Here is a 23,669-nt window from a genome sequence, read left to right as displayed (position 1 = left end):
GGCGCGTCGCCCTCTTCCGTTACTTCTGCGCGAGCGGCGCGGCCGCCGCACCGGACGCCGGCACCGGTGCCGGCGCAGCCATGTCGCCGTTCTCGCGTGCCATGTCCGACGCATCCCAGCCGCCGCCGAGCGCCTTCACGAGCCCGACCGACGACGCCATCCGCTGCCCGGCGATCGTCGAGAGCTTCTGCTGCGCGGTGAACGCGGTGGTTTGCGCGGTCAGCACGTTCAGGTACGCCACCGTGCCGGCTTTGTACTGGTTCGTGACGATCGCGAGTGAGTGCTCGGCGCTCTCGACGGCCTGCCGCTGCACGTCGATTTCCTGCGCGAGGATGCGCTGCGACGCGAGGTTGTCCTCGACGTCCTGGAATGCGGTGAGCACCGCGAGGCGATACGCGGCGACATCCTGGTCGTAGGTCGCGCGCGCGGCGTCGGTCTGCGCCGCGCGCAGACCCGCGTCGAACAGCGTCGCCGCAAGCTGCGGGCCGACCGTCCAGAAACGCGCCGGCAGCGTGAACAGCTGCGACCACACCGAGCTCTGGACGCCGCCGGTGGCCGACAGCGTGAGCGTCGGGAAAAACGCGGAAATCGCGACGCCGATCTGCTCGTTCGCGGCGGCCGCGCGGCGCTCGGCCGCCGCGATGTCGGGCCGGCGCTCGAGCAGCGCGGACGGCACGTCGACCGGCGTGATCGGCGGCTCGGCCGTGAGCGGGTTCGTCGGCAGCGAGAAGGTCGACGCCGGTTCGCCGATCAGCGTCGCGATCGCATGCTCGTACTGCGCGCGTGCGACGCCGTTGTCGATCGACGCCGCCTGCGCGCTTTGCAGTTGCGTCTGCGCCTGGATCACGTCGGCGCGTGCGGCGACGCCCTGCGCATACTGGTTCTGGGTCAGCTGCAGCGACTGTTGGTACGACTTCACGGTGTCGTCGAGCAGCTTTTGCAGCGCATCGGACGTGCGCAGCTGGAAATAGGTTTGCGCGAGCAGCGCCTGCTGCGACAGCCGCGCGTTCGCGAGATCGGCCGCCGCCGCCGCTTCGCCGGCGCGCTGCGCGCTGACGGTGCGGCTCACCTTGCCCCACAGGTCGGGTTCCCAGCTCGCGTCGAGGCCGACGCTGTAGCTGTTATTGATCGATCCGGACGAACCGCTGCCGAAACTCGACGACGAGCCCGACGACACTGATGTGCGCGGCGTGCGGGCACGCGAGCCCGACGCGGTCAGCCCGACGGTCGGGAAATACGCGGCACGGGCCTCGGTGACGAGCGCACGCGCCTGCCGGTAGGCGGCCGCCGATTGTGCGATGGTCTGGTTCGATGCGTTGAGCTTGCCGATCAGCGCACCGAGTTGCGGATCGTTGTAGACCGTCCACCACGCGCCGCGGTCGGTGCGGTCGGCGGGCTGCGCGACCTTCCAGCCGGCCGGCGCTTCCTTGAATGCGGCAGGGATCGACGTGTCGGGCCGGTGATAGTCGGGCCCGACGGCGCAGCCGGCGAGCAGCACGGCCGTCGCAACGGCGACGGCGGCGCTCAGCGGGCGAAGGGCGCGCGGGAGGGAGGCGTACGGCATCGTGGTTTTCCTGTCTGGGCGCGACGGCCGGCGAGCGGCGCCGCGCGATGCGGTCGTTGCCGCTGGCGGACAAATGGTAACTGACGGCGGGGAAGCTGCGCAGCCCTAAGGGTACGGTGCCAGGGGGCCTGAATGTGTTACCGGTGCGAGCGGCCGGTTTACCGGCCATTACGGATCGCTTGCGGGGAGACAGGTGCGCGCCGGCCGCCGCGGGGGCGCGGCCGGCGATCAGTCGGGATGGCGGGAGCGGCGTGGCGTCAGTGGCAGCGCACGGGTACCGGGACGGGTTCGGCGGCGGACCGCCATGACGACGGTTCCGTTGCCGCTGGCTGGCTCGTGCGGCGTGCGCCGCCCTTCGCGTTGCGCTGCCGGCGATGATCGAACCATGCGAACCCGAGCGCCGCGAGCGAGCCGCCCGGCACGACCAGCATCGTCACGTACAGCGCGATCTTCCAGCCGCGGTGCGGCCCGGAGAACACATGATGAGCGGTATCGGTCAGGTTGCGGCGCAGCGCGCCGGCGGCATTTTTCAGGAACAGCATCGCGAACATCCTCGGGGGCCCGGCAGTGCGGGCGAATCGGTCAGAACATCGTCTCCGGCAGTGCAACATGCACGTCGTAACTGGTTGCCTCAAATAATATTGACTAAGCAATCATTTTTCAAGATACTGGGCGCGTTTTAACCTGAAACGCACTATTGCTGTGTGCGCAATCGCATGACCGGCGGCCTCTACGATCCCGAGAACATCGCGCTGGAAACGAGCCTCGGCTATTACCTGTCGAAGGCGAAGCAGGCGCTCGTCGAGCGGATGGATCGCGCGCTCGAGCCGCTCGACCTCACCGCGCAGCAGATCGGCGTGATCCTGCTGCTGTCGCGCGGTTACGCGAGCACGCCGTTCGAGCTGTCTCGCAAGATGTCGTACGACAGCGGGTCGATGACGCGGATGCTCGACCGGCTCGAACGCAAGGGGCTGGTCGCACGCTCGCGCAGCGAGCAGGATCGCCGGATGATCGAGCTGACGCTGACCGAACGTGGCGCCGACGCGGCCCGCGCGCTGCCGTCGCTGATCGCGACCGCGCTCAACGCGCAGCTCGACGGTTTCTCGGCCGACGAACTCGCGACGCTCACCGGCCTGCTGCAGCGCTTCATCGCCAACGGGCCCGGCACGACCGGTTGCCCGAAACCCGACGACGCGGACAGCTGATGCGCGCGGAGGCCCCATGTCTAGGTTAAGCACTCGCTTATTTCTCTGTCTGGGCAGAAGATGACAGGGCACGCGCTTCACTTTTTCCCTTATCCGTTCCACCCGGCCGGGCCGCGCTGCGTTGCGCACCCGTGCGTTGCACCGGCGCGTCGCGCGCGCCGCGTCTAGGAGATTCCGATGTCCGCCACCACGGCATCCGCCGCCTCCCCTGCTGCCGAACCCGCGCCGCTCACCGGCGGTGCGCTCGCGCTGCTCACGGTCGGGCTCGCGCTCGGCACCTTCATGGAGGTGCTCGACACGTCGATCGCCAACGTCGCGGTACCGACCATCTCGGGCAGCCTCGGCGTCGCGACGAGCGAAGGCACCTGGGTGATCTCGTCGTACTCGGTCGCGTCCGCGATCGCGGTGCCGCTCACCGGCTGGCTCGCGCGGCGCGTCGGCGAAGTGCGGCTGTTCACGCTGTCGGTGCTCGCGTTCACGATCGCGTCGGCGCTGTGCGGCCTCGCGAACAACTTCGAGACGCTGATCGCGTTCCGGTTGCTGCAGGGCCTCGTGTCGGGGCCGATGGTGCCGCTGTCGCAGACGATCCTGATGCGCAGCTACCCGCCCGCGAAGCGCGGGCTCGCGCTCGGGTTATGGGCGATGACGGTGATCGTCGCGCCGATCTTCGGCCCGCTGCTGGGCGGCTGGATCAGCGACAACTACACGTGGCCGTGGATCTTCTACATCAACCTGCCGATCGGCGTGTTCTCGGCGGTCTGCGCGTACTTCCTGCTGCGCGGCCGCGAGACGAAGACGTCGAAGCAGCGGATCGACGCGGTCGGGCTCGCGCTGCTCGTGATCGGCGTGTCGTGCCTGCAGATGATGCTCGACCTCGGCAAGGACCGCGACTGGTTCAACTCGTCGTTCATCGTCGCGCTCGCGCTGATCGCGGTCGTGTCGCTCGCGTTCATGCTGGTGTGGGAGGCGACCGAGAAGGAGCCGGTGGTCGACCTGTCGCTGTTCAAGGACCGCAACTTCGCGCTCGGTGCGCTGATCATCTCGTTCGGCTTCATGGCGTTCTTCGGCTCGGTCGTGATCTTCCCGCTGTGGCTGCAGACGGTGATGGGCTACACGGCCGGCAAGGCCGGCCTCGCGACCGCGCCGGTCGGGCTGCTCGCGCTCGTGCTGTCGCCGCTGATCGGCCGCAACATGCACCGGCTCGACCTGCGGATGGTCGCGAGTTTCGCGTTCATCGTGTTCGCGGGCGTGTCGATCTGGAACTCGACGTTTACGCTCGACGTGCCGTTCAACCACGTGATCCTGCCGCGGCTCGTGCAGGGGATCGGCGTCGCGTGCTTCTTCGTGCCGATGACGACGATCACGCTGTCGAGCGTCTCCGACGAGCGGCTCGCGAGCGCGTCGGGGCTGTCGAACTTCCTGCGCACGCTGTCGGGCGCGATCGGCACCGCGGCCAGCTCGACGTTCTGGGAGAACGACGCGATCTACCACCACGCGCGGCTCTCGGAATCGGTGAGCATCTACGCGCAGAACACGACCGACTACCAGGGCGCGCTGGCGCAGCTCGGCATCGTCGGGCAGACGGCCAATGCGCAGCTCAACCAGCTCGTCACGCAGCAGGGCTTCATGATGGCGACCAACGACTTCTTCCTGCTGTCGGCGTTCATGTTCGGCGCGCTCGCGGCGCTCGTGTGGATCACGAAGCCGAAGAAGGGCGCGGGGCCGGCGATGGGGCATTGAACGCGTGGCGGGCGGCCATTGCGCCCGTCCGTTCCGCTTGACCGCCCGGCGCCGCGCCCGTCACTCCCGCGCCCGCAACCCGCCGAACGCCAGATCGTCGACGGGCGCGACCGGCAGCGTCGCTCGCGCGACGTCGAGCCACGCGCGCGCCGCGTGCGACAGGTAACCCTTCTTCAACCAGCCGAGCGCGATCGCCCACGTGATTTCCGGCTCGACGATCGGCCGGCACGTGAACTGGTCCGCATCGAGCCGTCGGCAATACGGCTCGGGCAGCAGCGCGATGCCGACCCCCGCATGCACGAGCGCGGCCATGAAATCCCAATGGCCGCTGCGGCTCACGATCGACGGCGTGAAGCCGACCTTCCGGCACGCATCGAGCACCGCGTCGTGCAGCGCGAGGCTTTCCGCATAGAACACGAACGACTCGCGCGCGAGATCCGCGAGCGGCACGGCCGCGTGATCCTCCCAGCGCGACTCGCGCGGCGCGACGAGCCATAGCGGCGCGCGCACCATCGGCAGCCGCTCGAACGTGCCGGGGTCGACCGGCTCCAGCAGCCCGCCGAGCTCCAGCTCGCCCGACATCAGCGCGGCCTCGATCATCCGCGCGCCCTGCTCGAACAGCTTCAGCTCGATGTTCGGATAACGCTGCTTGTACGCGGCGATGATCGGCGTGAACAGCGAGCCGCCCAGCGGCGGGACGCCGATCGTCAGCTCACCGCGCCCGAGCGTGCCGAGATCGTTCAGCTCCGACTGCAGCTGCGCCTGCGCGGCGAGCACGTCCTGGCCGCGCTGGAACACGATGCGCCCCGCATCGGTCAGCACCATCTGCCGGCCGTCGCGCAGCAGCAGCGGCGAGCCGATCTCGTCCTCGAGCGCCTTCACCATCTTGCTGATGGTCGGCTGGGTCACGAACAGCCGGTCGGCCGCCGCGGTGAAGCTCTGCTGGCGGACCACCTCGACGAAGTACCGCAGCGCGCGCAATTCCATCGAAAACTCCCCAAATTGGTGCAACGATCCAAACTGAATTCCAAACTGGAATGTAAAGGATAGAGACAAGTCATTTTATTTATGGTTAGGGGAAACCCTATACTCGCATCATCAACGGAATATCTGTATGGAGCCTGCCATGACCAAGCCGACCGCTACTGCCGCCGCCCGCCCCGCCGCCCCGGGCAGCATGACGCGCGCGGGCCGGATCGCGCTGCAGGCCGCCGCGCTCGGCGCGCTGTGGATGGCCGTCGACTGGGCCGTGCGGACGATCGGGCTGCCGATTCCGTCCGGCGTGGTCGGCCTCGCGGTGCTCCTCGTGCTGCTGTTCTCGGGCCGTGTCGCGCCCGCGTGGGTGAAGGACGGCGCGAACTGGCTGCTGTCCGACATGCTGCTGTTCTTCGTGCCGGCCGCCGTCGCGGCCGTCCAGTACGGCGGGCTGTTCCGCGAGGACGGCTGGCGCATCGCGCTGGTGATGCTCGCGGGCACCGCGTTCGTGATGGTCGCGGTGGCCGTCGCGGTCGATCTCGCCGCGAAGCTCGAGCGCCGGCTGGCCGTGCAGCGCGTGTTCGCCGAACGCCGCCGTGCGCGCCTGAGCGCCGCGCCCGCCCACTGAGCCGGAGCCGCGCATGCCTGCCTTGCTGTCCAACCTGTCCGCCGACCACGTGAATACCGCGATCTCGTTCGGCTGCTTCGTGCTGACGGTCGTGCTGTATGTCGCGTCGAAGCGGCTCTACGCGTACAAGAAGACGCTGCTGTTCTCGCCGCTCGTGTTCGTGCCGGGCGTGCTGGTGCTGCTCGTCCTGCTGACCGGCATCCCGTATTCGGTCTACTTCCGCGACACGCGCTGGCTGATGTGGCTGCTCGGCCCGGCGACGATCGCGTTCGCGGTGCCGATCTACGAATATCGCGACCTGATCCGCCGGCACTGGCTGTCGCTGTCGGTCGGCGTCGCGGTCGGGATCGGCGCGGGCGTATGCGGGTCGCTGCTGCTCGCCAAGCTGCTGCACCTGTCGCCCGAACTGCAGCGCTCGCTGATGACGCGCTCGGTGTCGACGCCGTTCGCGCTCGCCGTGTCCGACAAGATCCATGCGCCGAAGGACCTCACGGCGCTGTTCGTGATCGCGACCGGTATCTGCGGGATGCTGCTCGGCGAGATCGTGCTCGCGCTCGTGCCGATGCGCACGCGGCTCGCGCGCGGCGCGCTGTTCGGCGCGGCCGCCCATGGCGTGGGCACCGCGAAGGCGCGCGAGATCGGCAGCGAGGAAGGCGTCGTGTCGAGCCTCACGATGATGATCGCCGGCGTCGCGATGGTGCTGATCGCGCCGCTGCTCACGCTGCTGCCGATCTGACGGCCCGCGCCGGGCGGCCGACGCCCGCCTGGCATGCCGGGCCGCCCTCGGCCGCGCCCGGCATGACGCGTGGCGCCGCCGCCCGCACCCTGCATCGAGCCGACACCCGGCCGACAATCGGCTGAGATAGCCGCAAATCCCCCCTCTTTTCCGCCCATCGGGCTCGGCCCGGATGCCGAACAATGCATGCTACGAGACATCACGCACGCATTCACATGGCCTCCACGACCGCAAACCCGACCGCCGACAAGCCGGCTTCCTCCGGCAAGTTCAAGCGCATCGCGCTCATCGCCGTCATCGCGCTCGGCGCGGCCGCGGCCGCTGCCGGCGGCATGTACGTGTTCCTGAGCAAGGAAGGCGTCGGCCATGCGAGCGCGCCCGCCGAGCCGGCGCCGCTTGCCGCGCCGGTGTTCTTCCCGCTCGACCCGCTGACCGTGAACCTGCAGTCGGACGACGGCGCGCAGCATTACCTGCGCGTCGGCCTGTCGCTGAAGCTCACCGACCCGAAGGCGCAGGAGCAACTGACCGCGCGGATGCCGGAGATCCGCAGCCGGATCCTGCTCGCGCTGTCGAACAAGCATCCCGAGGAACTCGCGACGCCGGACGGCAAACGTTCGCTCGCGAAGGAACTGCGGGACCTGATCGAGCAGCCGACGCAGCCGGGCAACCAGCGCGCGAAGGTCGACGACGTGTTGTTTACCGAATTTGTCGTCCAGTAACGCGGCCGCGAAAGGAGCGCGCATGGGCCACCAGGAGTTCATGTCCCAGGAGGAGGTCGATGCCCTCCTCAAGGGCGTCACGGGCGAAGCCGATACGGTCGACGAGCAGCGCGACACGTCGGGCGTCCGTCCCTACAACATCGCCACGCAGGAGCGAATCGTCCGCGGCCGGATGCCCGGCCTCGAGATCATCAACGACCGCTTCGCGCGGTTGCTGCGGATCGGCATCTTCAACTTCATGCGGCGCACGGCGGAAATCTCCGTGAGCCAGGTGAAGGTGCAGAAGTACAGCGAGTTCACCCGCAACCTGCCGATCCCGACGAACCTGAACCTCGTGCACGTGAAGCCGCTGCGCGGCACGTCGCTGTTCGTGTTCGACCCGAACCTCGTGTTCTTCGTCGTCGACAACCTGTTCGGCGGCGACGGGCGCTTTCACACGCGCGTCGAGGGCCGCGATTTCACGGCCACCGAGCAGCGGATCATCGGCAAGCTGCTGAACCTCGTGTTCGAGCACTACGCGACCGCGTGGAAGAGCGTGCGGCCGCTGCAGTTCGAATTCGTGCGCTCGGAGATGCACACGCAGTTCGCGAACGTCGCGACGCCGAACGAGATCGTGATCGTCACGCAGTTCTCGATCGAGTTCGGGCCGACCGGCGGCACGCTGCACATCTGCATGCCGTACTCGATGATCGAGCCGATCCGCGACGTGCTCAGCTCGCCGATCCAGGGCGAGGCGCTCGAAGTCGACCGCCGGTGGGTGCGCGTGCTGTCGCAGCAGGTGCAGGCCGCCGAGGTCGAGCTGAGCGCGAATCTCGCCGAGATTTCGTCGACGTTCGAGAAGATCCTGAACCTGCGCGCGGGCGACGTGCTGCCGCTGGAGATCGACGACACGATCACCGCGAAGGTCGACGGCGTGCCGGTGATGGAATGCGGCTACGGAATTTTCAATGGTCAATATGCATTGCGCGTGCAGAAGATGATCAGCGCGGGCGATACGATGAAGGAAGGTGGATATGAGTGAGCTGAACCAGACGCCCGAGGACGACGTGCAAGCGATGGCCGATGCGGCCCTGGCGGCATCGGCCGCCGCCGCTCAGGCGGCACCGGCCGCGGCGGAGGAGGATCCGGGCATCGACGACTGGGCCGCCGCGCTGGCCGAGCAGAACCATCAGCCGGTGCAGCCGGGCGCGACGGGCGCCGGCGTGTTCCAGCCGCTGTCGAAGGCCGCGGCGAGCTCGACGCACAACGACATCGAGATGATCCTCGACATCCCGGTCAAGATGACCGTGGAGCTCGGCCGCACGAAGATCGCGATCCGCAACCTGCTGCAGCTCGCGCAGGGTTCGGTGGTCGAGCTGGACGGCATGGCCGGCGAGCCGATGGACGTGCTCGTGAACGGCTGCCTGATCGCGCAGGGCGAGGTCGTGGTCGTCAACGACAAGTTCGGCATCCGTCTCACCGACATCATCACCCCGGCCGAACGCATCCGGAAGCTGAATCGATGAACGTCGCGAAGCCCGGCCGCCGCGTGCGCATCGCGATCGCGGCGGCGGCTGCCGTCGTCGCGTCGTTCGCTTGCGCGCCGGCCGGCGCCGCCGACATGAACGCGGTGAACCACGCCGGTTCGATCGCGTCGAGCGTGATGGTCGGTTCGGCCGCGCCGTCGCTCGGCATCGGCGCGGTGCTGCAGACGCTCGTCGGGCTCGCGGTCGTGATCGGTCTCGTGTTCGCGTGCGCATGGCTCGCGCGCCGCTTCGGCTTCCAGCCCGCGCGGCGCGGCGGCCCGCTGAAGGTCGTGTCGAGCGTCGGGCTCGGCGCGAAGGAAAGCGCGACGATCGTCGAGATCGGCGACACCTGGCTCGTGCTCGGCGTCGCGCCGGGCAACGTGCGGCTGCTGCATACGCTGCCGGCCGGCACGGCGGCGGCCACCGCGACGGCGGCATCGGCATCGGCCGACGCACCCGCCGGCGCCGCACCGTCCGACGCCGGCCTGCCCGGCACGTTCGGCTCGCGGTTTCGCGACGCGCTCGCGGGCGAAGCCGCGAAACGCCTCGGTCGCGGCAAGGACCGCTGACATGGCGCCGCGCCCTCTTTCCGTTTCCGCATTCCGATGAAACACGAATTCCTGCGTCGCGCGGCGCGCTTCGCGCCCGCGTTGATCCTCTGCCTGGCCCCCGCGCTCGCGTGCGCGCAGGCGAACGGCCTGCCCGCGTTCAACGCGAGCCCCGGCCCGCACGGCGGCACCACCTATTCGCTGAGCGTGCAGACGATGCTGCTGCTCACGATGCTGTCGTTCCTGCCGGCGATGCTGCTGATGATGACGAGCTTCACGCGCATCATCATCGTGCTGTCGCTGCTGCGCCAGGCGCTCGGCACCGCGACGACGCCGCCGAACCAGGTGCTCGTCGGCCTTGCGATGTTCCTCACCTTCTTCGTGATGTCGCCGGTGCTCGACCGTGCGTACAACGACGGTTACAAACCGTTCTCCGACGGCTCGATGCCGATGGAGCAGGCCGTGCAGCGCGGCGTCGCGCCGTTCAAGACCTTCATGCTGAAGCAGACCCGCGAGACCGATCTCGCGCTGTTCGCGAAGATCTCGAAGGCCGCGCCGATGCAGGGGCCCGAGGACGTGCCGCTGTCGCTGCTGGTGCCCGCGTTCGTCACGAGCGAGCTGAAGACGGGTTTCCAGATCGGCTTCACGGTCTTCATCCCGTTCCTGATCATCGACATGGTCGTCGCGAGCGTGCTGATGTCGATGGGGATGATGATGGTGTCGCCGTCCACCGTGTCGCTGCCGTTCAAGCTGATGCTGTTCGTGCTGGTCGACGGCTGGCAGCTGCTGATCGGCTCGCTCGCGCAGAGCTTTACGTAAGCCGCGGAGGAATCGCGCGATGACCCCCGAACAAGTGATGACCCTCGCGCACCAGGCGATGATGGTCGGCCTGCTGCTCGCCGCCCCGCTGCTCCTGGTCGCGCTCGCGGTCGGCCTCGTCGTGAGCCTGTTCCAGGCCGCGACGCAGATCAACGAGGCGACGCTGTCGTTCATCCCGAAGCTGCTCGCGGTCGCCGCGACGCTCGTGATCGCCGGCCCGTGGATGCTGACGACGATGCTCGACTACCTGCGGCAGACGCTGCTGCACGTCGCGACGCTCGGCGCCGGCTGAGCCGCGCTCAACCCCCGGCGGCGATGTTCTCGGTCACCTACGCGCAGCTCAACGGCTGGCTCATCGCCTTCCTGTGGCCGTTCGTGCGGATGCTCGCGCTCGTCGCGACCGCGCCGGTCGTGGGCCACGCGGCGGTGCCCGTGCGCGTGAAGATCGGCCTCGCCGCATTCATGGCGCTGGTCGTCGCGCCGACCCTCGGCGCGATGCCGGACGTCACTGTGTTCTCCGCGCAGGGCATCTGGATCGTCGTCACGCAGTTCCTGATCGGCGTCGCGATGGGCTTCACGATGCAGATCGTGTTCGCGGCCGTCGAGGCGGCCGGCGACTTCATCGGGCTGTCGATGGGCCTCGGCTTCGCCACCTTCTTCGATCCGCACACGAGCGGCGCGACGCCCGTGATGGGCCGCTTCCTGAACGCGGTCGCGATGCTCGCGTTCCTCGCTCTGGACGGCCATCTGCAGGTGTTCGCCGCGCTCGCCGCGTCGTTCCAGTCGCTGCCGGTGTCGGCCGACCTGCTGCATGCGCCCGGCTGGCGCACGCTCGCCGCGTTCGGCACGGTCGTGATCGAGATGGGGCTGCTGCTCGCGCTGCCGGTGGTCGCGGCGCTGCTGATCGCGAACCTCGCGCTCGGCATCCTGAACCGCGCGGCGCCGCAGATCGGCGTGTTCCAGATCGGCTTTCCCGTCACGATGCTGGTCGGGCTGTTGCTCGTGCAACTGATGGTGCCGAACCTCGTGCCGTTCGTGTCGCACCTGTACGACATGGGGCTCGACGCGATGGGGCGCGTGCTGATCGGCTGGCGCTAGCCGAGCCCGGCCCCGTACCCGCCCGTTCCGGCCCCCCGTTGCTGGAAAACCCCTAAAGGAACCACCACTCCGCGAAAGGTTGCAGAAGGTTTCGTCTCCCTATACTCGTCGTGACGATGCAGCAAGCATCGCGCCATACGAATACAACGAACGGAGACGACCCGATGCGACCCATCCTGCGCACCCTCGCCGTTGCAGCCAGCCTGAGCTGCGCGCTTGCCGCTGCCCCCGCTTTCGCCGATGACGGCGGCAAGATCACGATCATGGTCGGCGGGATCGCGAAGCTGATCTACCTGCCCGCGCGGCTCACGCAGGAACTCGGCTACTTCAAGGCCGAAGGGCTCGACGTCGAGCTGCTGTCGCAGCCGGCCGGCGTCGACGCCGAGAACGAGTTGCTCGCGGGCGCCGTGCAGGGCGTCGTCGGCTTCTACGACCACACCATCGACCTGCAGAGCAAGGGCAAGGACGTCAAGGCGATCGCCGTGTTCGGCCAGGTGCCGGGCGAAGTCGAGATGGTGTCGACCAAGGCCGCGCCGACCTTCAAGTCGATGGCCGACGCGAAGGGCAAGACGCTCGGCGTGACGGGCCTCGGCTCGTCGACGAGCTTCCTCACGCAATACCTCGCGCTCGCGCACGGCGTGCAGTCGACCCAGTACACGATGCTGCCGGTCGGCGCCGACGCGAGCTTCATCGCCGCGATCAAGCAGGGCCGCATCGACGCCGGGATGACGACCGAACCGACGGTGTCCGCGCTCGAGAAGATGGGCGACGCGAAGGTGCTGGTCGACATGCGCACCGTCGACGGCACGCGTGCGGCGCTCGGCGGCACCTACCCGGCCGCGAGCCTGTACGTGCAGTCGGCATGGGCCGATTCGCACAAGGAGCAGGCGACCAAGCTCGCGCACGCGTTCGCGAAGACGATGCAGTTCATCCACACGCACAGCGCCGAGGACATCGCCGCGAAGATGCCGGCCGACTACCAGAAGGACAAGGCGCTGTACGTCACGGCACTGAAGGCGTCGCTGCCGATGTACACCGCCGACGCGAAGATGCCGGCCGACGGCCCGGCGACCGTGCTGAAGGTGCTGTCGGCGTTCAACCCGTCGGTGAAGGGCAAGCACATCGACCTGGCGCGTACCTACACGAACGATTTCGTGAACGCGAAGTAAGCATCGGCGCCGGCGGCGGCGATCCCGCCGCCGGGCGCTCCCCGTTCCGGCCCGCTGACCGGCCCGGCGTTGCGTCACGACGCGACGCCTTCCTCACCCGCAGGACGAATGAGATGAATCAGGCTGTCTCCCCGAGCACACCGGCGATCGAGTTTCGCAACGTGTCGTGCCGCTTCATTTCGCCGGAAGGCAAGGCCACCGTCGCGTTGCGCGACTTCAGCATGAGCGTCGCGCGCGGCGAGTTCATCGCGATCGTCGGGCCGACCGGCTGCGGCAAGTCGACGACGCTCAACCTGATCACCGGGTTGCTCAAGCCCGTGTCGGGCGAAGTGCGCGTGATGGGCCGCCCGGTCGACGGGATCGATCCGCGCATCGGCTTCGTGTTCCAGGCCGACGCCGTGTTCCCGTGGCGCAACGTGATCGACAACGTCGCGGCGGGCCCGCTGTTTCGCGGCCGCTCGAAGGACGTCGCGTACGCGCAGGCCGAGGAGTGGATCCGCAAGGTCGGCCTCGACAAGTTCACGAAGCACTACCCGCACCAGCTGTCCGGCGGGATGCGCAAGCGCGTCGCGCTCGCGCAGACCTTCATCAACCAGCCGGAAATCCTGCTGATGGACGAGCCGTTCTCCGCGCTCGACATGCAGACGCGCACGCTGATGCAGGACGAGCTGCTGCAGTTGTGGTCGGCGAACAAGGGCTCGGTCGTGTTCGTCACGCACGATCTCGAGGAGGCGATCGCGCTCGCCGACCGTGTGTTCGTGCTGACCGCACGCCCCGCGACGCTCAAGCGCGTGTACGAGATCGACCTGCCGCGCCCGCGCGTCACGTCGGAGATTCGCTACGACCCGCGCTTCATCGAAATTTCCAAGGACATCTGGCACGACCTGCGCGAAGAAGTGCAGATCGGCTGACGCATACGCCGCACGCAAAGAACAGCAAGGACAGGAGCATGACCGACATGACGCTTCCCCCCACCGCCCTTCCGGCGACGACGCTCGAGGACGACGAGCGCGCCGCGCAACGCCGGCTGCGCCGCCGGCGCAACCTGATCGTCGGGCTGCGGATCGCCGTGCTTGTGCTGGTGCTGGGCGGGTGGGAACTCGCCGCACGGCTCAAGTGGATCGATCCGTTCTTCTTCTCGATGCCGTCGCTGATCTTCGAACAGATCCAGGACTGGTTCGTGAACGGCACGTCGCAGGGCCCGCTGCTCACGCAGGTATGGGTCACGCTCGAGGAAACCGGGATCGGCTTCGTGATCGGCTCGGTTGCCGGCGTGATCTGCGGGATCGTGCTCGGCCGCAACAAGCTGATGGCCGACGTGTTCGGCCTGTATATCCAGATCGCGAACTCGATTCCGCGCGTCGTGCTCGGCTCGATCTTCGTGATCGCGCTCGGCCTCGGGATGGCGTCGAAGATCGCGCTCGCCGTCGTGATGGTGTTCTTCGTGGTGTTCGGCAACGCGTTCCAGGGTGTACGCGAAGCCGACCGCTACCTGATCGCGAACGCGCAGATCCTCGGCGCGTCGCGCCGGCAGATCACCACGGCGGTCGTGATCCCGTCCGCGCTGAGCTGGATTCTCGCGAGCCTGCACGTGAGCTTCGGCTTCGCGCTGGTCGGCGCGGTGGTCGGCGAATTCCTGGGTTCCAAGCAGGGCATCGGCCTGCTAATCTCCACCGCCCAGGGTGCGTTCAACGCAAGCGGCGTGTTCGCGGCGATGATCGTGCTGGCCGTGGTCGCGCTGGCCGCAGACTATCTGCTGACCTGGCTCGAGAAGCGGCTCCTGAAGTGGCGCCCCGCCGCGTTCTGAACGCGGCCGCCGGACGCATGACATGACACCCCCGACCGCGCCGGCGCCCCCGGCGCGGTTCGGCATTTCCGAGAAGGAGCGCAACAGGATGGCGCACAGCCTGCGCGGGCGGCTGCTGTGGTGGCTGCTGCTGCCGCTCGCGGCCTTTGTGCTGATCGCGGGCGCGATGTCGTACGACACCGCGCGGCGCACGGCCGGGCTCGTGCAGGACAGCGCGCTCGTCGCGTCCGCGCGCACGATCGGCGAGGACGTCGAGTGGCGCAACGGGCTGCCGGTCGCCGACGTGCCGCCGGCCGCGCTGGAAATCTTCGAATCGCCGTCGCGCGATTCGGTGTTCTACAAGGTGATCGACGGCCACGACCGCCTGCTCGCCGGCACGCCGGCGCTCGACCTGCCCGCGCGCCACGGCGTCGAGCCGACGCTGTACGACACGGCGCTCGACGGCCTGCCGCTGCGTGCGGTGGCCTACGATCGCCAGCTGTACGACGAGGGTCAGGTCGAGACGGTCACGGTCGTCGTCGCGAAGACGACGGGCTCGCGCAACGCGATGGTCGACACGATCTGGCGGCCGCAGCTCGTGCGCCTGTCGCTGATGCTGATGCTCGCGGTGGTGCTCGTCTACCTCGGCCTGACCTTGGAACTGCGCCCGCTGATGAAGCTGAAGGACGATGTCGCCGACCGCGGGCCGATGGAGCTGGAGCCGATCCGCCCCGAGCGGCTGCAGCACGAACTGCGGCCGATCGTCGACGCGATCAACCAGTGCATCGCGCGGCTCAACATGCACACGGCCACGCAGCGCCGCTTCATCGCGGACGCCGCGCACCAGCTGCGCACGCCGATCGCGGTACTCGATACGCAGATCCAGTACGCGCAGCGGCGCGACCACGACGATCCGGAACTCGCGTCGGTGCTCGACAGCATGCAGCGCAGCAGCCGCAAGATGGCCGACGTGACCGACAAGCTGCTGCTGCTCGCGCATGCGGAGGCGACGCCGTCGACGCTCCTGACCCATCGCGTCGACCTCGCGGCGGTGGTGTCGAGCGTGCTGGAGGAAACGATCGTGCTCGCGCAGCGGCGCGATATCGATCTCGGCGCCGATCTCGGCGAACGGCTCGACGTCGCGGGCAGCGACAGCCTGCTGACCGCGCTGGTGATGAATCTCGTCGACAACGCGGTGCGCTACACGCAGCCGGGCGGCTGCGTGACGGTGGCCGCGCGGCGCGACGGCGACGCGATCGTGCTCGACGTGGTCGACAACGGCCCCGGCATCCCGGCCGAGGCGCGGCCGCACGTATTCAAGCGCTTCTACCGCGTGTCGGCCGATACCGAAGGCTCGGGCCTCGGGCTTGCGATCGTCCGCGAGATCGCGCAGGCGCACGGCGGCAGCGCGTCGCTCGCGCCGGGGCCCGGCAATCGCGGTATCGTCGTAACGGTGCGGTTGCCCGCCTATGATTGAAGAGATGTCGTCATGAAACTCCTGCTGGTCGAAGACAACGCCGAACTCGCGCACTGGATCGTGAACCTGCTGCGCGGCGAGGATTTCGCGGTCGACTGCGTCGGCGACGGCGAACGCGCCGACACGGTGCTGAAGACCGAGCGCTACGATGCCGTGCTGCTCGACATGCGCCTGCCCGGCATCAGCGGCAAGGAAGTGCTCGCGCGGCTGCGGCGCCGCAACGACAACGTGCCGGTGCTGATGCTGACCGCGCACGGCTCGGTCGACGACAAGGTCGACTGCTTCGGCGCGGGCGCCGACGATTACGTCGTGAAGCCGTTCGAGTCGCGCGAGCTGGTCGCGCGGATTCGCGCGCTGATCCGCCGGCAGGCCGGCGTCGGCACGACCCAGCTCGTGTGCGGCGATCTCGTCTATGCGTTCGGCACACGCGAATTCCGCTGCGGCGAAGCGGTGCTCGCGCTGCGCCGCCGCGAGCACGCGATCCTCGAAACGCTGATGCTGCAGCAGAACAAGACCGTGTCGAAGGCGCGCCTGATGGACAGCGTGTTCGCGCTCGACGACGAGCCGAGCGCCGACGCGATCGACATCTACATCCACCGGCTGCGCAAGCATCTCGCGGGCAGCACGGCCGAGATCATCACGCTGCGCGGGCTCGGTTACATCCTGCGCATGAAGAGCGCGCAGGACTGACGGGCGTTCGTCCGCAGTCCCGATCATCGATTCGTAGTACGAAATGGTCAGAACGCCTGCCGGCTGCCCGGCGGGTGCGCTTTCTCGCGCCTGCACGATTTGTGATTGTTGCGCGTTCGGTGTTTTCACCGATCCGATTCTTGCGTCCGGGAAAGCGTCGTGAAGGATTGCACGCTCTACGATGCTATGCGTCGGCCCTCTCGCTGTGGCCGGCAAGAGTCGGCATACATTGCGTACTGCCAACGACCAGATTTCAATGCGGCAGCTCGGAGGAGACGATCTTGAAACGAAAAACCCTTGCCCTTTCCATCGCGGCGGCAGGCCTGTGCGCCGGCACCCAGGCGCATGCGCAGTCGAGCGTGCAGCTCTACGGCCTGATGGACCTGAGCTTTCCGACCTACCGGACCCACGCCGACGCGAACGGCAACCACGTCATCGGGATGGGCAACGAAGGCGAGCCGTGGTTCAGCGGCAGCCGTTGGGGCCTGCGCGGCGCTGAAGACATCGGCGGCGGCACGAAGATCATCTTCCGCCTCGAAAGCGAATTCGTGGTCGCGAACGGCCAGATGGAAGACAGCGGCCAGATCTTCGACCGCGACGCATGGGTCGGCGTCGAGGACGAGCGCTTCGGCAAGCTGACGGCCGGCTTCCAGAACACGATCGCGCGCGACGCGGCGGCGATCTACGGCGACCCGTACGGCACCGCGAAACTGACGACCGAGGAAGGCGGCTGGACCAACTCGAACAACTTCAAGCAGATGATCTTCTACGCGGCCGGCCCGACCGGCACGCGCTACAACAACGGCATCGCGTGGAAGAAGCTGTTCAACAACGGCATCTTCGCGAGCGCCGGTTACCAGTTCAGCAATTCGACGCAGTTCGCGACCGGCTCCGCGTACCAGCTCGCGCTCGGCTACAACGGCGGGCCGTTCAACGTGTCGGGCTTCTACAACCACGTGAACAACGGTGGCTACACGAACCAGACGTTCTCGGTCGGCGGCAACTACACGTTCGACATCGTGCGCCTGAATGCCGGCTACTTCCGCTACAACGGCGACCAGGGCGCGCTCGGCCAGCGTCACGACGATTCGTGGACGGTGTCGATGAAGATCGCGCCGAAGGGCGCGCTCGACTACGAGCTCGGCTACCAGCAGATGCGCATCAAGAACGCCGCGAACAACGCCGACGGCTTCACGCCGAACGCGAACCTCGGCGCGTTCAGCCTGACCAACGGCGTCAGCAACGGCTTCAAGGAGACGATCTACGGGTCGGTGTTCTATCACCTGAGCAAGCGCACCGAGGTGTATCTGGCCGGCGACTACATGAAGCTGCATGGCGGCTACACGGTGTCGTCGACGTTCGGCGCGAAGAACCAGCTCGAACTGACGTCGGGCATCCGTACGCGTTTTTGACGTAAAGCGGGGCTAACTGCGCCCCGCTATTCCCTCCGTCCGGGATTCTCCATGCGGGCACGCCGGCGCTTTGCGCCGACCGTGCCCTTTTTTTCGTCCTCTCCACGGCGCCCCGGGATGCCCGGAAAACCGCCGCCGGCCGGCCGTGCGAGAACCGGCCCGAAGCCGCTTGCGGCCCGTGGGGCGGGCGATCGCGGCCGATGCGCTCGCGTTCGGCTCACATCGGCGCTTGACCTGCGCCGACCGACTCGATAGCGTTTCGGGTTTGCCCGGGTGGCCATTGCCGCCGGTGCCGTGAGCGCGCCCGACGTCCTGGCGCGCGCGGCCGGGCTCCGATGGAAAAGACGATGCAGAAACTCGATGCGGCCAGCCCGCAGGCGATGTCGACGGATTTCACCGCCGACAACGTCGCGCGCCTGAAGGCGCTGTTCCCCGAACTCGTGACCGAAGGCCCCGGCGGCGCGTCGGTCGACGTCGACGTGCTGAAGGCGCTGATCGGCGAACGCACGGTCGGCGACGCCGACGAGCGCTACGGCTTTCACTGGCACGGCAAGCGCAGCGCGCGCCAGGCGGCGCTCACGCCGTCGACGGGCACGCTGCGGCCCTGCCCCGACGACAGCGTCGCATGGGACGACACGCGCCACCTCGTGATCGAGGGCGACAACCTCGACGTGATGAAGCTGCTGCACAAGAGCTACGCGGGCAAGGTGAAGCTCGTCTACATCGACCCGCCGTACAACACGGGCAGCGATTTCGTCTATCCGGACGACTTCAGCGACAGCATCCGCCACTACCTGGCGATGACCGGGCAGACCCAGGGCGGCGTGAAGCGCAGCACCAACACCGAGGCGAACGGCCGGTTCCACACCGACTGGCTGAACATGATGTATCCGCGCCTGAAGCTCGCGCACGCGCTGCTGTCCGACGAAGGGCTGATCGCCGTGCACATCGACGAGCACGAAGTGCATGCGCTCGTGCTGATGCTGCGCGAGATCTTCGGCGAGGAGAACGAGCTCGGCGTCGCCGTGTGGGACAAGCGCAACCCGAAGGGCGACGCGCGCGGCGTCGCGTACCAGCACGAATCGCTGGTGCTGTTCGCACGCAACGCCGAGACGCTGCTCGAACAGGCACCGCTCAAGCGCCCGAAGCGCAATGCGCAGCGCATGCTCGACGCCGCGCACGACGCCGTGTACCGCAGCGGCAACCCGAAGGACGCGCAGAAAGCGTACCGCGCGTGGATGAAGGCGCAGACCAACCTGTCCGGCGGCGAGGTGATGTACGACCGCCTGTCGGAAGACGGCCGCGTGTACCGCCTCGTGTCGATGGCCTGGCCGAACAAGAAGAAGGCGCCGGAAGAGTATTTCACGCCGCTGATCCACCCGGTCACCGGCAAGCCGTGCGCGATGCCCGCACGCGGCTGGCGCAACCCGCCCGCGACGATGCAGGCGCTGATCGAGCGCGGCCAGATCGAATTCGGTGCGGACGAAAGCACGCAGCCGCAGCGGATCTACTACCTCGACGAGAACATGTACGAGAACGTGCCGTCGGTGCTGCCGTTCGCCGGCTCCGACGATGCGCTGCTGAAGACGCTCGGGATCCCGTTCGACCTGCCGAAGCCGGTCGATTTCGCGGCAGCCGTGATCGGCTGGTGCACGCGCGGCGACGACATCGTGCTCGACTGCTTCGCGGGCTCCGGTTCGACCGGCCACGCGGTGATGCAGGTGAACGCGACCGACGGCGGCGCGCGCCGCTACGTGCTCGTGCAACTGCCCGAAGCGCTCGACCGCCGCGACAAGACGCAGCAGAGCGCGGCCGATTTCTGCGCGAAGCTGAAGAAGCCCGCGACGCTCGCCGAAGTCACCAAGGAGCGCCTGCGCCGCGCCGCGCAGCAGGTCGCGCGCGACTATCCGGAAAGCTATGGCGACCTCGGTTTCCGCGTGTACCGGCTCGACACGACCAACGTGATCGAGTGGGACCCGCGCCGCGACGACTTCGACCATGCGCTGTTCGCGTCCGTCGAGCACGTGAAGACCGGCCGCACCGAGGACGACCTGCTCGCCGAGCTGACGCTGAAGCTCGGCCTCGACCTGTGCACGCCGGTCGAGCATCACGCGGTGGCCGGCAAGGCCGTGCACCTGATCGGCCGCGCGATCGTCGCGTGCTTCGACGCGCGGATCTCGCGCGACGACGCGGGCCCGCTCGCCGACGGCATCGTCGCGCTGCTCGACGCGACCGGCGCATCGCGCGACGTCACGTGCCTGTTCCGCGACAGCGGCTTCGTCGACGACGTCGCGAAGCTCAATCTCGCCGCGCTGCTCGAACAGCACGGCGTGAAGCGCGTGCGGAGCCTGTGATGCGGCTGCATTTCGAAGCGGATCTCGACTATCAGCGCGAGGCGATCGACGCCGTCTGCGACCTGTTTCGCGGCCAGGAATCGTATCGCGGCGACTTCAGCGTGCTCGCGAACGCCGCGCCCGGCACGACGGCCGCGGCGCAAGGCTCGCTCGGCTTCGCGGTGTCGGAACAGGGGGTCGGCAACCGGCTGTCGCTGACCGACGACGCGCTCGCGCGCAATCTCGCCGACGTGCAGCTGCGCGGCGGGCTGCCGCCGTCCGGCCTGCCCGGCTCGCGCGACTTCACCGTCGAGATGGAGACCGGCACCGGCAAGACCTACGTGTACCTGCGTACGATCTTCGAGCTGAACCGCCGCTACGGCTTCACGAAGTTCGTGATCGTCGTGCCGTCGATCGCGATCAAGGAAGGCGTGCACAAGACGCTCGCGATCACCGAGGACCATTTCCGCGCGCTGTACGCGGGTGTCCCGTACGACTACTTCCTGTACGACTCCGCGAAGCTCGGCCAGGTGCGCCACTTCGCGGCGAGCGCGGCGATCCAGGTGATGGTGATGACCGTCGCCGCGATCAACAAGAAGGAAATCAACAACCTCTACAAGGACAGCGAGAAGACCGGCGGTGAAAAGCCGATCGACCTGATCCGCGCGACGCGGCCGATCGTGATCGTCGACGAGCCGCAAAGCGTCGACGGCGGGCTCGAAGGCCGCGGGCGCGAAGCGCTCGCCGCGATGGCGCCGCTCTGCACGCTGCGTTATTCCGCGACCCACGTCGACCGTCACCACATGGTGTACCGGCTCGACGCGGTCGACGCGTACGAGCGCAAGCTCGTCAAGCAGATCGAGATCGCGTCGGCGATCGTCGAGGATGCGCACAACAAGCCGTACGTGCGGCTCGTCGGCGTGTCGAACCGGCGCGGCGCGATCAGCGCGCGCGTCGAGCTCGACGTGGCGACGGCGGCCGGCGTGAAGCGCCAGATCGTGTCGGTCACCGACGGCGACGACCTCGAACGCCTGACCAAACGCGCGCTGTACGCGGGGCTGCGGGTCGGCGAAGTCCATGCAGTGAAGGGCGCCGAATACGTCGAGCTGCGCCATCCGGAAGGCGAGGCGTTCCTGTCGCTCGGCGAGGCGTTCGGCGACATCGATACGCTCGCCGTGCAGCGCGAAATGATCCGCCGCACGATCCGTGAGCATCTCGACAAGGAACTGCGCCTCGCGGAACGCGGCGTGAAGGTGCTGTCGCTGTTCTTCGTCGATTCGGTCGAGCGCTATCGCCGGTACGACGAGAGCGGGATGCCCGTAAAGGGCGACTACGCGCTGATCTTCGAAGAGGAATATGCGCGCGCGGCACGCGTGCCGGCCTATCGTGCGCTGTTCGACGGCGTCGACGTGGCGCTCGAGGTCGAGCGCGCGCACAACGGCTACTTCTCGATCGACCGCAAGGGCGGCTGGACCGACACGAGCGAGAGCAGCGCCGCGGCCCGCGAGAACGCGGAGCGCGCGTATGGCCTGATCATGCGCGAGAAGGAAGCGCTGCTGTCGTTCGACACGCCGCTGAAGTTCATCTTCTCGCACTCGGCGCTGAAGGAAGGCTGGGACAACCCGAACGTGTTCCAGATCTGCACGCTGCGCGACATCCAGACCGAACGCGAGCGCCGCCAGACGCTCGGCCGCGGGCTGCGCCTCGCCGTCGACCAGGACGGCGACCGCGTGCGCGATGCGGGCGTGAACACGCTCACCGTGATCGCGACCGAGCGCTACGAGTCGTTCGCGGAGAACCTGCAGAAGGAAATCGAGGCCGATACGGGCATCCGTTTCGGGATCGTCGAGGAACACCAGTTCGCGGCGCTGCCCGTGCAGGAAGACGACGGGCCCGCGCATGCGCTCGGCATCGAGCTGTCGCGCGTGCTGTGGACCCATCTGCACGAGCAGGGTTACGTCGACGCGCAGGGCAAGGTGCTCGACCGGCTGAAGGATGCGTTGCGCCAGAGCGCGCTCGTGCTGCCGGATGCGTTCGAGATGCTGCGCGCGCCGATCGTCGCGACGCTGCGCAAGCTGTCGGGCCGCTTCGCGGTGCGCAACGCGGACGAGCGCCGCGAGATCGCGTTGCGGCGCGATGCGTCGGGCAAGGCCGTCGTGTTCGGCGAGGACTTCCGCGCGCTGTGGGACCGGATTCGCCATCGCACCGTATACCGCGTCGAGTTCGACAACGCGAAGCTCGTGCGCGACTGCACGGCCGCGTTGCACGACGCGCCGGATATCGCGCGTGCGCGGCTGCAGTGGCGCAAGGCCGAGATCGACATCGGCAAGGCCGGCATCGAGGCGATCGAGGTGGCCGGCGCCGGCACGGTGCTGATCGACGAAGGCGAGCTGCCGCTGCCCGACCTGCTCACCGAGCTGCAGGACCGCACGCAGCTCACGCGCCGTTCGCTTGCGACGATCCTGGCCGACAGCGGCCGGCTCGACGATTTCCGCGTGAATCCGCAGCAGTTCATCGCGGTCGCGGCCGACGCGATCAACCGCTGCAAGCGGCTCGCGCTCGTCGCGGGCATCGCGTACCGCAGGCTCGGCGAGCGCCACGTGCATGCGCTCGAATCGTTCGAGAGCGAGGCGCTGACCGGCTATCTGCGCAACCTGCGGCCCGATGCGCGGAAGTCGATCCACGAAGCGGTCGTATGCGAGACGGATGCGGAGCGCGCGTTCGCCGATGCGCTCGAAGCGCACGACGGCGTGAAGCTGTACGCGAAGCTGCCTGCGTGGTTCCGCGTGCCGACGCCGCTCGGCAGTTATCACCCGGACTGGGCCGTGCTCGCGGAACAGGACGGCGGCGAGCGGCTGTACTTCGTCGTCGATACGCCGAATGCGGACGGCAACGTGCCGAGCGAGCACGAGCGGGCGAAGCTCGCGTGCGGCGAAGCGCATTTCCGTGCGCTGGTGGACGGCGACGGCGCGGCGCGCTTCGTGCGTGTCAGGCAGGCGGACGCGTTGTTCGAACCTGCGGCGCCGCTGGCAGGCGCCGGGCGCTGAAACGAAGGGCGGCGATGAGCCGCCCTTTTTTATCGACCGGAGGAAAGTGCGCGGGCACCGTTGCGACACCTGCTGCAGGTGTCGAATTTCCGTTTGTTATCCGCGTGAAAGCGAGTCGCATTCTCGCGCGTTTGCCGCGCGGTTACGGCTGGTTGCAAATCGGGTCGGCACGATGTTTTCGCGCGACAGCCGCGTGGCGCCGCCACCATGAAAAAAGG

Annotated in this window: 22 protein-coding genes; 19 read left to right on the top strand and 3 right to left on the bottom strand. The window is 68.1% G+C overall.

All coding sequences use genetic code 11. The features are described 5' to 3' along the window. Window positions 1-19: 19 nt before the first annotated feature. Together H3H55_RS00270 and H3H55_RS00265 are read right to left on the bottom strand one after the other, a co-directional pair. Window positions 20-1,564 carry an efflux transporter outer membrane subunit gene (locus tag H3H55_RS00270; protein ID WP_193097372.1) on the bottom strand — a complete coding sequence of 515 codons (1,545 nt, stop codon included), beginning with the start codon at window positions 1,562-1,564 and terminating at the stop codon, window positions 20-22. 257 nt (window positions 1,565-1,821) lie between these two features. After that, a complete protein-coding gene (locus tag H3H55_RS00265; protein WP_193097371.1) occupies window positions 1,822-2,106 on the bottom strand; it encodes a multidrug ABC transporter ATPase in 285 nt (94 codons plus the stop codon). Window positions 2,107-2,280: 174 nt separating this feature from the next. Here H3H55_RS00265 and H3H55_RS00260 point away from each other — a divergent pair, with 174 nt between their 5' ends. Beyond that, entirely contained in the window at window positions 2,281-2,769 is a 489-nt protein-coding gene (locus H3H55_RS00260; RefSeq protein WP_129513332.1) for a MarR family winged helix-turn-helix transcriptional regulator, read from the top strand. A 177-nt stretch (window positions 2,770-2,946) separates the two neighbouring features. Next, entirely contained in the window at window positions 2,947-4,509 is a 1,563-nt protein-coding gene (locus tag H3H55_RS00255; protein WP_129513331.1) for a DHA2 family efflux MFS transporter permease subunit, read from the top strand. A gap of 60 nt (window positions 4,510-4,569) precedes the next feature. Here the strand turns inward: H3H55_RS00255 and H3H55_RS00250 are convergent, their stop codons facing one another. Beyond that, window positions 4,570-5,496, bottom strand: a complete 927-nt coding sequence (locus H3H55_RS00250) for a LysR family transcriptional regulator (RefSeq protein ID WP_129513330.1) — start codon at window positions 5,494-5,496, stop codon at window positions 4,570-4,572. Window positions 5,497-5,635: 139 nt separating this feature from the next. Between H3H55_RS00250 and H3H55_RS00245 the strand changes: the two genes are divergently transcribed. From H3H55_RS00245 to H3H55_RS00165, 17 genes are all read left to right on the top strand, one after another. Continuing rightward, a complete protein-coding gene (locus tag H3H55_RS00245) occupies window positions 5,636-6,112 on the top strand; it encodes a CidA/LrgA family protein (RefSeq protein ID WP_129513329.1) in 477 nt (158 codons plus the stop codon). Window positions 6,113-6,125: 13 nt separating this feature from the next. Next, the gene (locus tag H3H55_RS00240; protein ID WP_193097370.1) at window positions 6,126-6,848 is read left to right on the top strand and encodes an LrgB family protein; all 723 of its coding nucleotides are present in this window, start codon (window positions 6,126-6,128) and stop codon (window positions 6,846-6,848) included. Window positions 6,849-7,030: 182 nt separating this feature from the next. After that, entirely contained in the window at window positions 7,031-7,567 is a 537-nt protein-coding gene (fliL, locus tag H3H55_RS00235; RefSeq protein WP_069746340.1) for a flagellar basal body-associated protein FliL, read from the top strand. Between the two features lie 22 nt (window positions 7,568-7,589). Further along, window positions 7,590-8,588: a flagellar motor switch protein FliM gene (fliM, locus tag H3H55_RS00230; protein WP_129513327.1), complete on the top strand. Its 999-nt coding sequence runs from the start codon at window positions 7,590-7,592 to the stop codon at window positions 8,586-8,588. Continuing rightward, window positions 8,581-9,072, top strand: coding sequence for a flagellar motor switch protein FliN (gene fliN / locus H3H55_RS00225; protein WP_193097369.1), 492 nt, complete (start codon window positions 8,581-8,583; stop codon window positions 9,070-9,072). Before fliM ends, fliN begins: the two co-directional genes overlap by 8 nt. Next, window positions 9,069-9,641 carry a flagellar biosynthetic protein FliO gene (fliO, locus tag H3H55_RS00220; RefSeq protein WP_193097368.1) on the top strand — a complete coding sequence of 191 codons (573 nt, stop codon included), beginning with the start codon at window positions 9,069-9,071 and terminating at the stop codon, window positions 9,639-9,641. Before fliN ends, fliO begins: the two co-directional genes overlap by 4 nt. Before the next feature lie 36 nt (window positions 9,642-9,677). After that, window positions 9,678-10,439, top strand: coding sequence for a flagellar type III secretion system pore protein FliP (fliP, locus tag H3H55_RS00215; protein ID WP_048247991.1), 762 nt, complete (start codon window positions 9,678-9,680; stop codon window positions 10,437-10,439). 19 nt (window positions 10,440-10,458) lie between these two features. Beyond that, the gene (gene fliQ / locus H3H55_RS00210) at window positions 10,459-10,731 is read left to right on the top strand and encodes a flagellar biosynthesis protein FliQ (protein ID WP_006401718.1); all 273 of its coding nucleotides are present in this window, start codon (window positions 10,459-10,461) and stop codon (window positions 10,729-10,731) included. Between the two features lie 23 nt (window positions 10,732-10,754). After that, the gene (gene fliR, locus H3H55_RS00205; protein ID WP_193097367.1) at window positions 10,755-11,537 is read left to right on the top strand and encodes a flagellar biosynthetic protein FliR; all 783 of its coding nucleotides are present in this window, start codon (window positions 10,755-10,757) and stop codon (window positions 11,535-11,537) included. Window positions 11,538-11,701: 164 nt separating this feature from the next. Beyond that, complete coding sequence (locus H3H55_RS00200) at window positions 11,702-12,706, top strand: ABC transporter substrate-binding protein (protein WP_048247994.1); 1,005 nt, start codon at window positions 11,702-11,704, stop codon at window positions 12,704-12,706. Window positions 12,707-12,819: 113 nt separating this feature from the next. Further along, the gene (locus tag H3H55_RS00195; protein ID WP_048247995.1) at window positions 12,820-13,617 is read left to right on the top strand and encodes an ABC transporter ATP-binding protein; all 798 of its coding nucleotides are present in this window, start codon (window positions 12,820-12,822) and stop codon (window positions 13,615-13,617) included. A 38-nt stretch (window positions 13,618-13,655) separates the two neighbouring features. Beyond that, window positions 13,656-14,513 (top strand): ABC transporter permease, encoded by an 858-nt coding sequence (locus H3H55_RS00190; protein WP_129513323.1) that lies wholly within the window; start codon window positions 13,656-13,658, stop codon window positions 14,511-14,513. Window positions 14,514-14,601: 88 nt separating this feature from the next. Further along, on the top strand, window positions 14,602-15,969 hold the full coding sequence (locus H3H55_RS00185; protein ID WP_193099427.1) for a sensor histidine kinase: 1,368 nt from the start codon (window positions 14,602-14,604) through the stop codon (window positions 15,967-15,969). A 12-nt stretch (window positions 15,970-15,981) separates the two neighbouring features. Beyond that, window positions 15,982-16,659, top strand: a complete 678-nt coding sequence (locus H3H55_RS00180) for a response regulator (RefSeq protein WP_048247997.1) — start codon at window positions 15,982-15,984, stop codon at window positions 16,657-16,659. 281 nt (window positions 16,660-16,940) lie between these two features. Beyond that, the gene (locus tag H3H55_RS00175; RefSeq protein ID WP_048247998.1) at window positions 16,941-18,071 is read left to right on the top strand and encodes a porin; all 1,131 of its coding nucleotides are present in this window, start codon (window positions 16,941-16,943) and stop codon (window positions 18,069-18,071) included. Between the two features lie 335 nt (window positions 18,072-18,406). After that, window positions 18,407-20,425: a site-specific DNA-methyltransferase gene (locus tag H3H55_RS00170; RefSeq protein ID WP_129513321.1), complete on the top strand. Its 2,019-nt coding sequence runs from the start codon at window positions 18,407-18,409 to the stop codon at window positions 20,423-20,425. Beyond that, the gene (locus tag H3H55_RS00165) at window positions 20,425-23,451 is read left to right on the top strand and encodes a type III restriction-modification system endonuclease (protein WP_193097366.1); all 3,027 of its coding nucleotides are present in this window, start codon (window positions 20,425-20,427) and stop codon (window positions 23,449-23,451) included. Before H3H55_RS00170 ends, H3H55_RS00165 begins: the two co-directional genes overlap by 1 nt. Window positions 23,452-23,669 lie beyond the last annotated feature (218 nt).

It is taken from the genome of Burkholderia sp. Z1 (genome assembly GCF_014893795.1).
Taxonomy (GTDB): Bacteria; Pseudomonadota; Gammaproteobacteria; order Burkholderiales; family Burkholderiaceae; genus Burkholderia; species Burkholderia theae.
This window is presented reverse-complemented; position numbering and strand designations above follow the sequence as displayed.

What these genes read in the sequence shown, in the direction of transcription:
- H3H55_RS00270 (WP_193097372.1), bottom strand. Translation starts at nt 1,564, where the DNA reads ATGCCGTACGCCTCCCTCCCGCGCGCCCTTCGCCCGCTGAGCGCCGCC.
- H3H55_RS00265 (WP_193097371.1), bottom strand. Translation starts at nt 2,106, where the DNA reads ATGCTGTTCCTGAAAAATGCCGCCGGCGCGCTGCGCCGCAACCTGACC.
- H3H55_RS00260 (WP_129513332.1), top strand. Translation starts at nt 2,281, where the DNA reads ATGACCGGCGGCCTCTACGATCCCGAGAACATCGCGCTGGAAACGAGC.
- H3H55_RS00255 (WP_129513331.1), top strand. Translation starts at nt 2,947, where the DNA reads ATGTCCGCCACCACGGCATCCGCCGCCTCCCCTGCTGCCGAACCCGCG.
- H3H55_RS00250 (WP_129513330.1), bottom strand. Translation starts at nt 5,496, where the DNA reads ATGGAATTGCGCGCGCTGCGGTACTTCGTCGAGGTGGTCCGCCAGCAG.
- H3H55_RS00245 (WP_129513329.1), top strand. Translation starts at nt 5,636, where the DNA reads ATGACCAAGCCGACCGCTACTGCCGCCGCCCGCCCCGCCGCCCCGGGC.
- H3H55_RS00240 (WP_193097370.1), top strand. Translation starts at nt 6,126, where the DNA reads ATGCCTGCCTTGCTGTCCAACCTGTCCGCCGACCACGTGAATACCGCG.
- fliL (WP_069746340.1), top strand. Translation starts at nt 7,031, where the DNA reads ATGCATGCTACGAGACATCACGCACGCATTCACATGGCCTCCACGACC.
- fliM (WP_129513327.1), top strand. Translation starts at nt 7,590, where the DNA reads ATGGGCCACCAGGAGTTCATGTCCCAGGAGGAGGTCGATGCCCTCCTC.
- fliN (WP_193097369.1), top strand. Translation starts at nt 8,581, where the DNA reads ATGAGTGAGCTGAACCAGACGCCCGAGGACGACGTGCAAGCGATGGCC.
- fliO (WP_193097368.1), top strand. Translation starts at nt 9,069, where the DNA reads ATGAACGTCGCGAAGCCCGGCCGCCGCGTGCGCATCGCGATCGCGGCG.
- fliP (WP_048247991.1), top strand. Translation starts at nt 9,678, where the DNA reads ATGAAACACGAATTCCTGCGTCGCGCGGCGCGCTTCGCGCCCGCGTTG.
- fliQ (WP_006401718.1), top strand. Translation starts at nt 10,459, where the DNA reads ATGACCCCCGAACAAGTGATGACCCTCGCGCACCAGGCGATGATGGTC.
- fliR (WP_193097367.1), top strand. Translation starts at nt 10,755, where the DNA reads ATGTTCTCGGTCACCTACGCGCAGCTCAACGGCTGGCTCATCGCCTTC.
- H3H55_RS00200 (WP_048247994.1), top strand. Translation starts at nt 11,702, where the DNA reads ATGCGACCCATCCTGCGCACCCTCGCCGTTGCAGCCAGCCTGAGCTGC.
- H3H55_RS00195 (WP_048247995.1), top strand. Translation starts at nt 12,820, where the DNA reads ATGAATCAGGCTGTCTCCCCGAGCACACCGGCGATCGAGTTTCGCAAC.
- H3H55_RS00190 (WP_129513323.1), top strand. Translation starts at nt 13,656, where the DNA reads ATGACCGACATGACGCTTCCCCCCACCGCCCTTCCGGCGACGACGCTC.
- H3H55_RS00185 (WP_193099427.1), top strand. Translation starts at nt 14,602, where the DNA reads ATGGCGCACAGCCTGCGCGGGCGGCTGCTGTGGTGGCTGCTGCTGCCG.
- H3H55_RS00180 (WP_048247997.1), top strand. Translation starts at nt 15,982, where the DNA reads ATGAAACTCCTGCTGGTCGAAGACAACGCCGAACTCGCGCACTGGATC.
- H3H55_RS00170 (WP_129513321.1), top strand. Translation starts at nt 18,407, where the DNA reads ATGGAAAAGACGATGCAGAAACTCGATGCGGCCAGCCCGCAGGCGATG.
- H3H55_RS00165 (WP_193097366.1), top strand. Translation starts at nt 20,425, where the DNA reads ATGCGGCTGCATTTCGAAGCGGATCTCGACTATCAGCGCGAGGCGATC.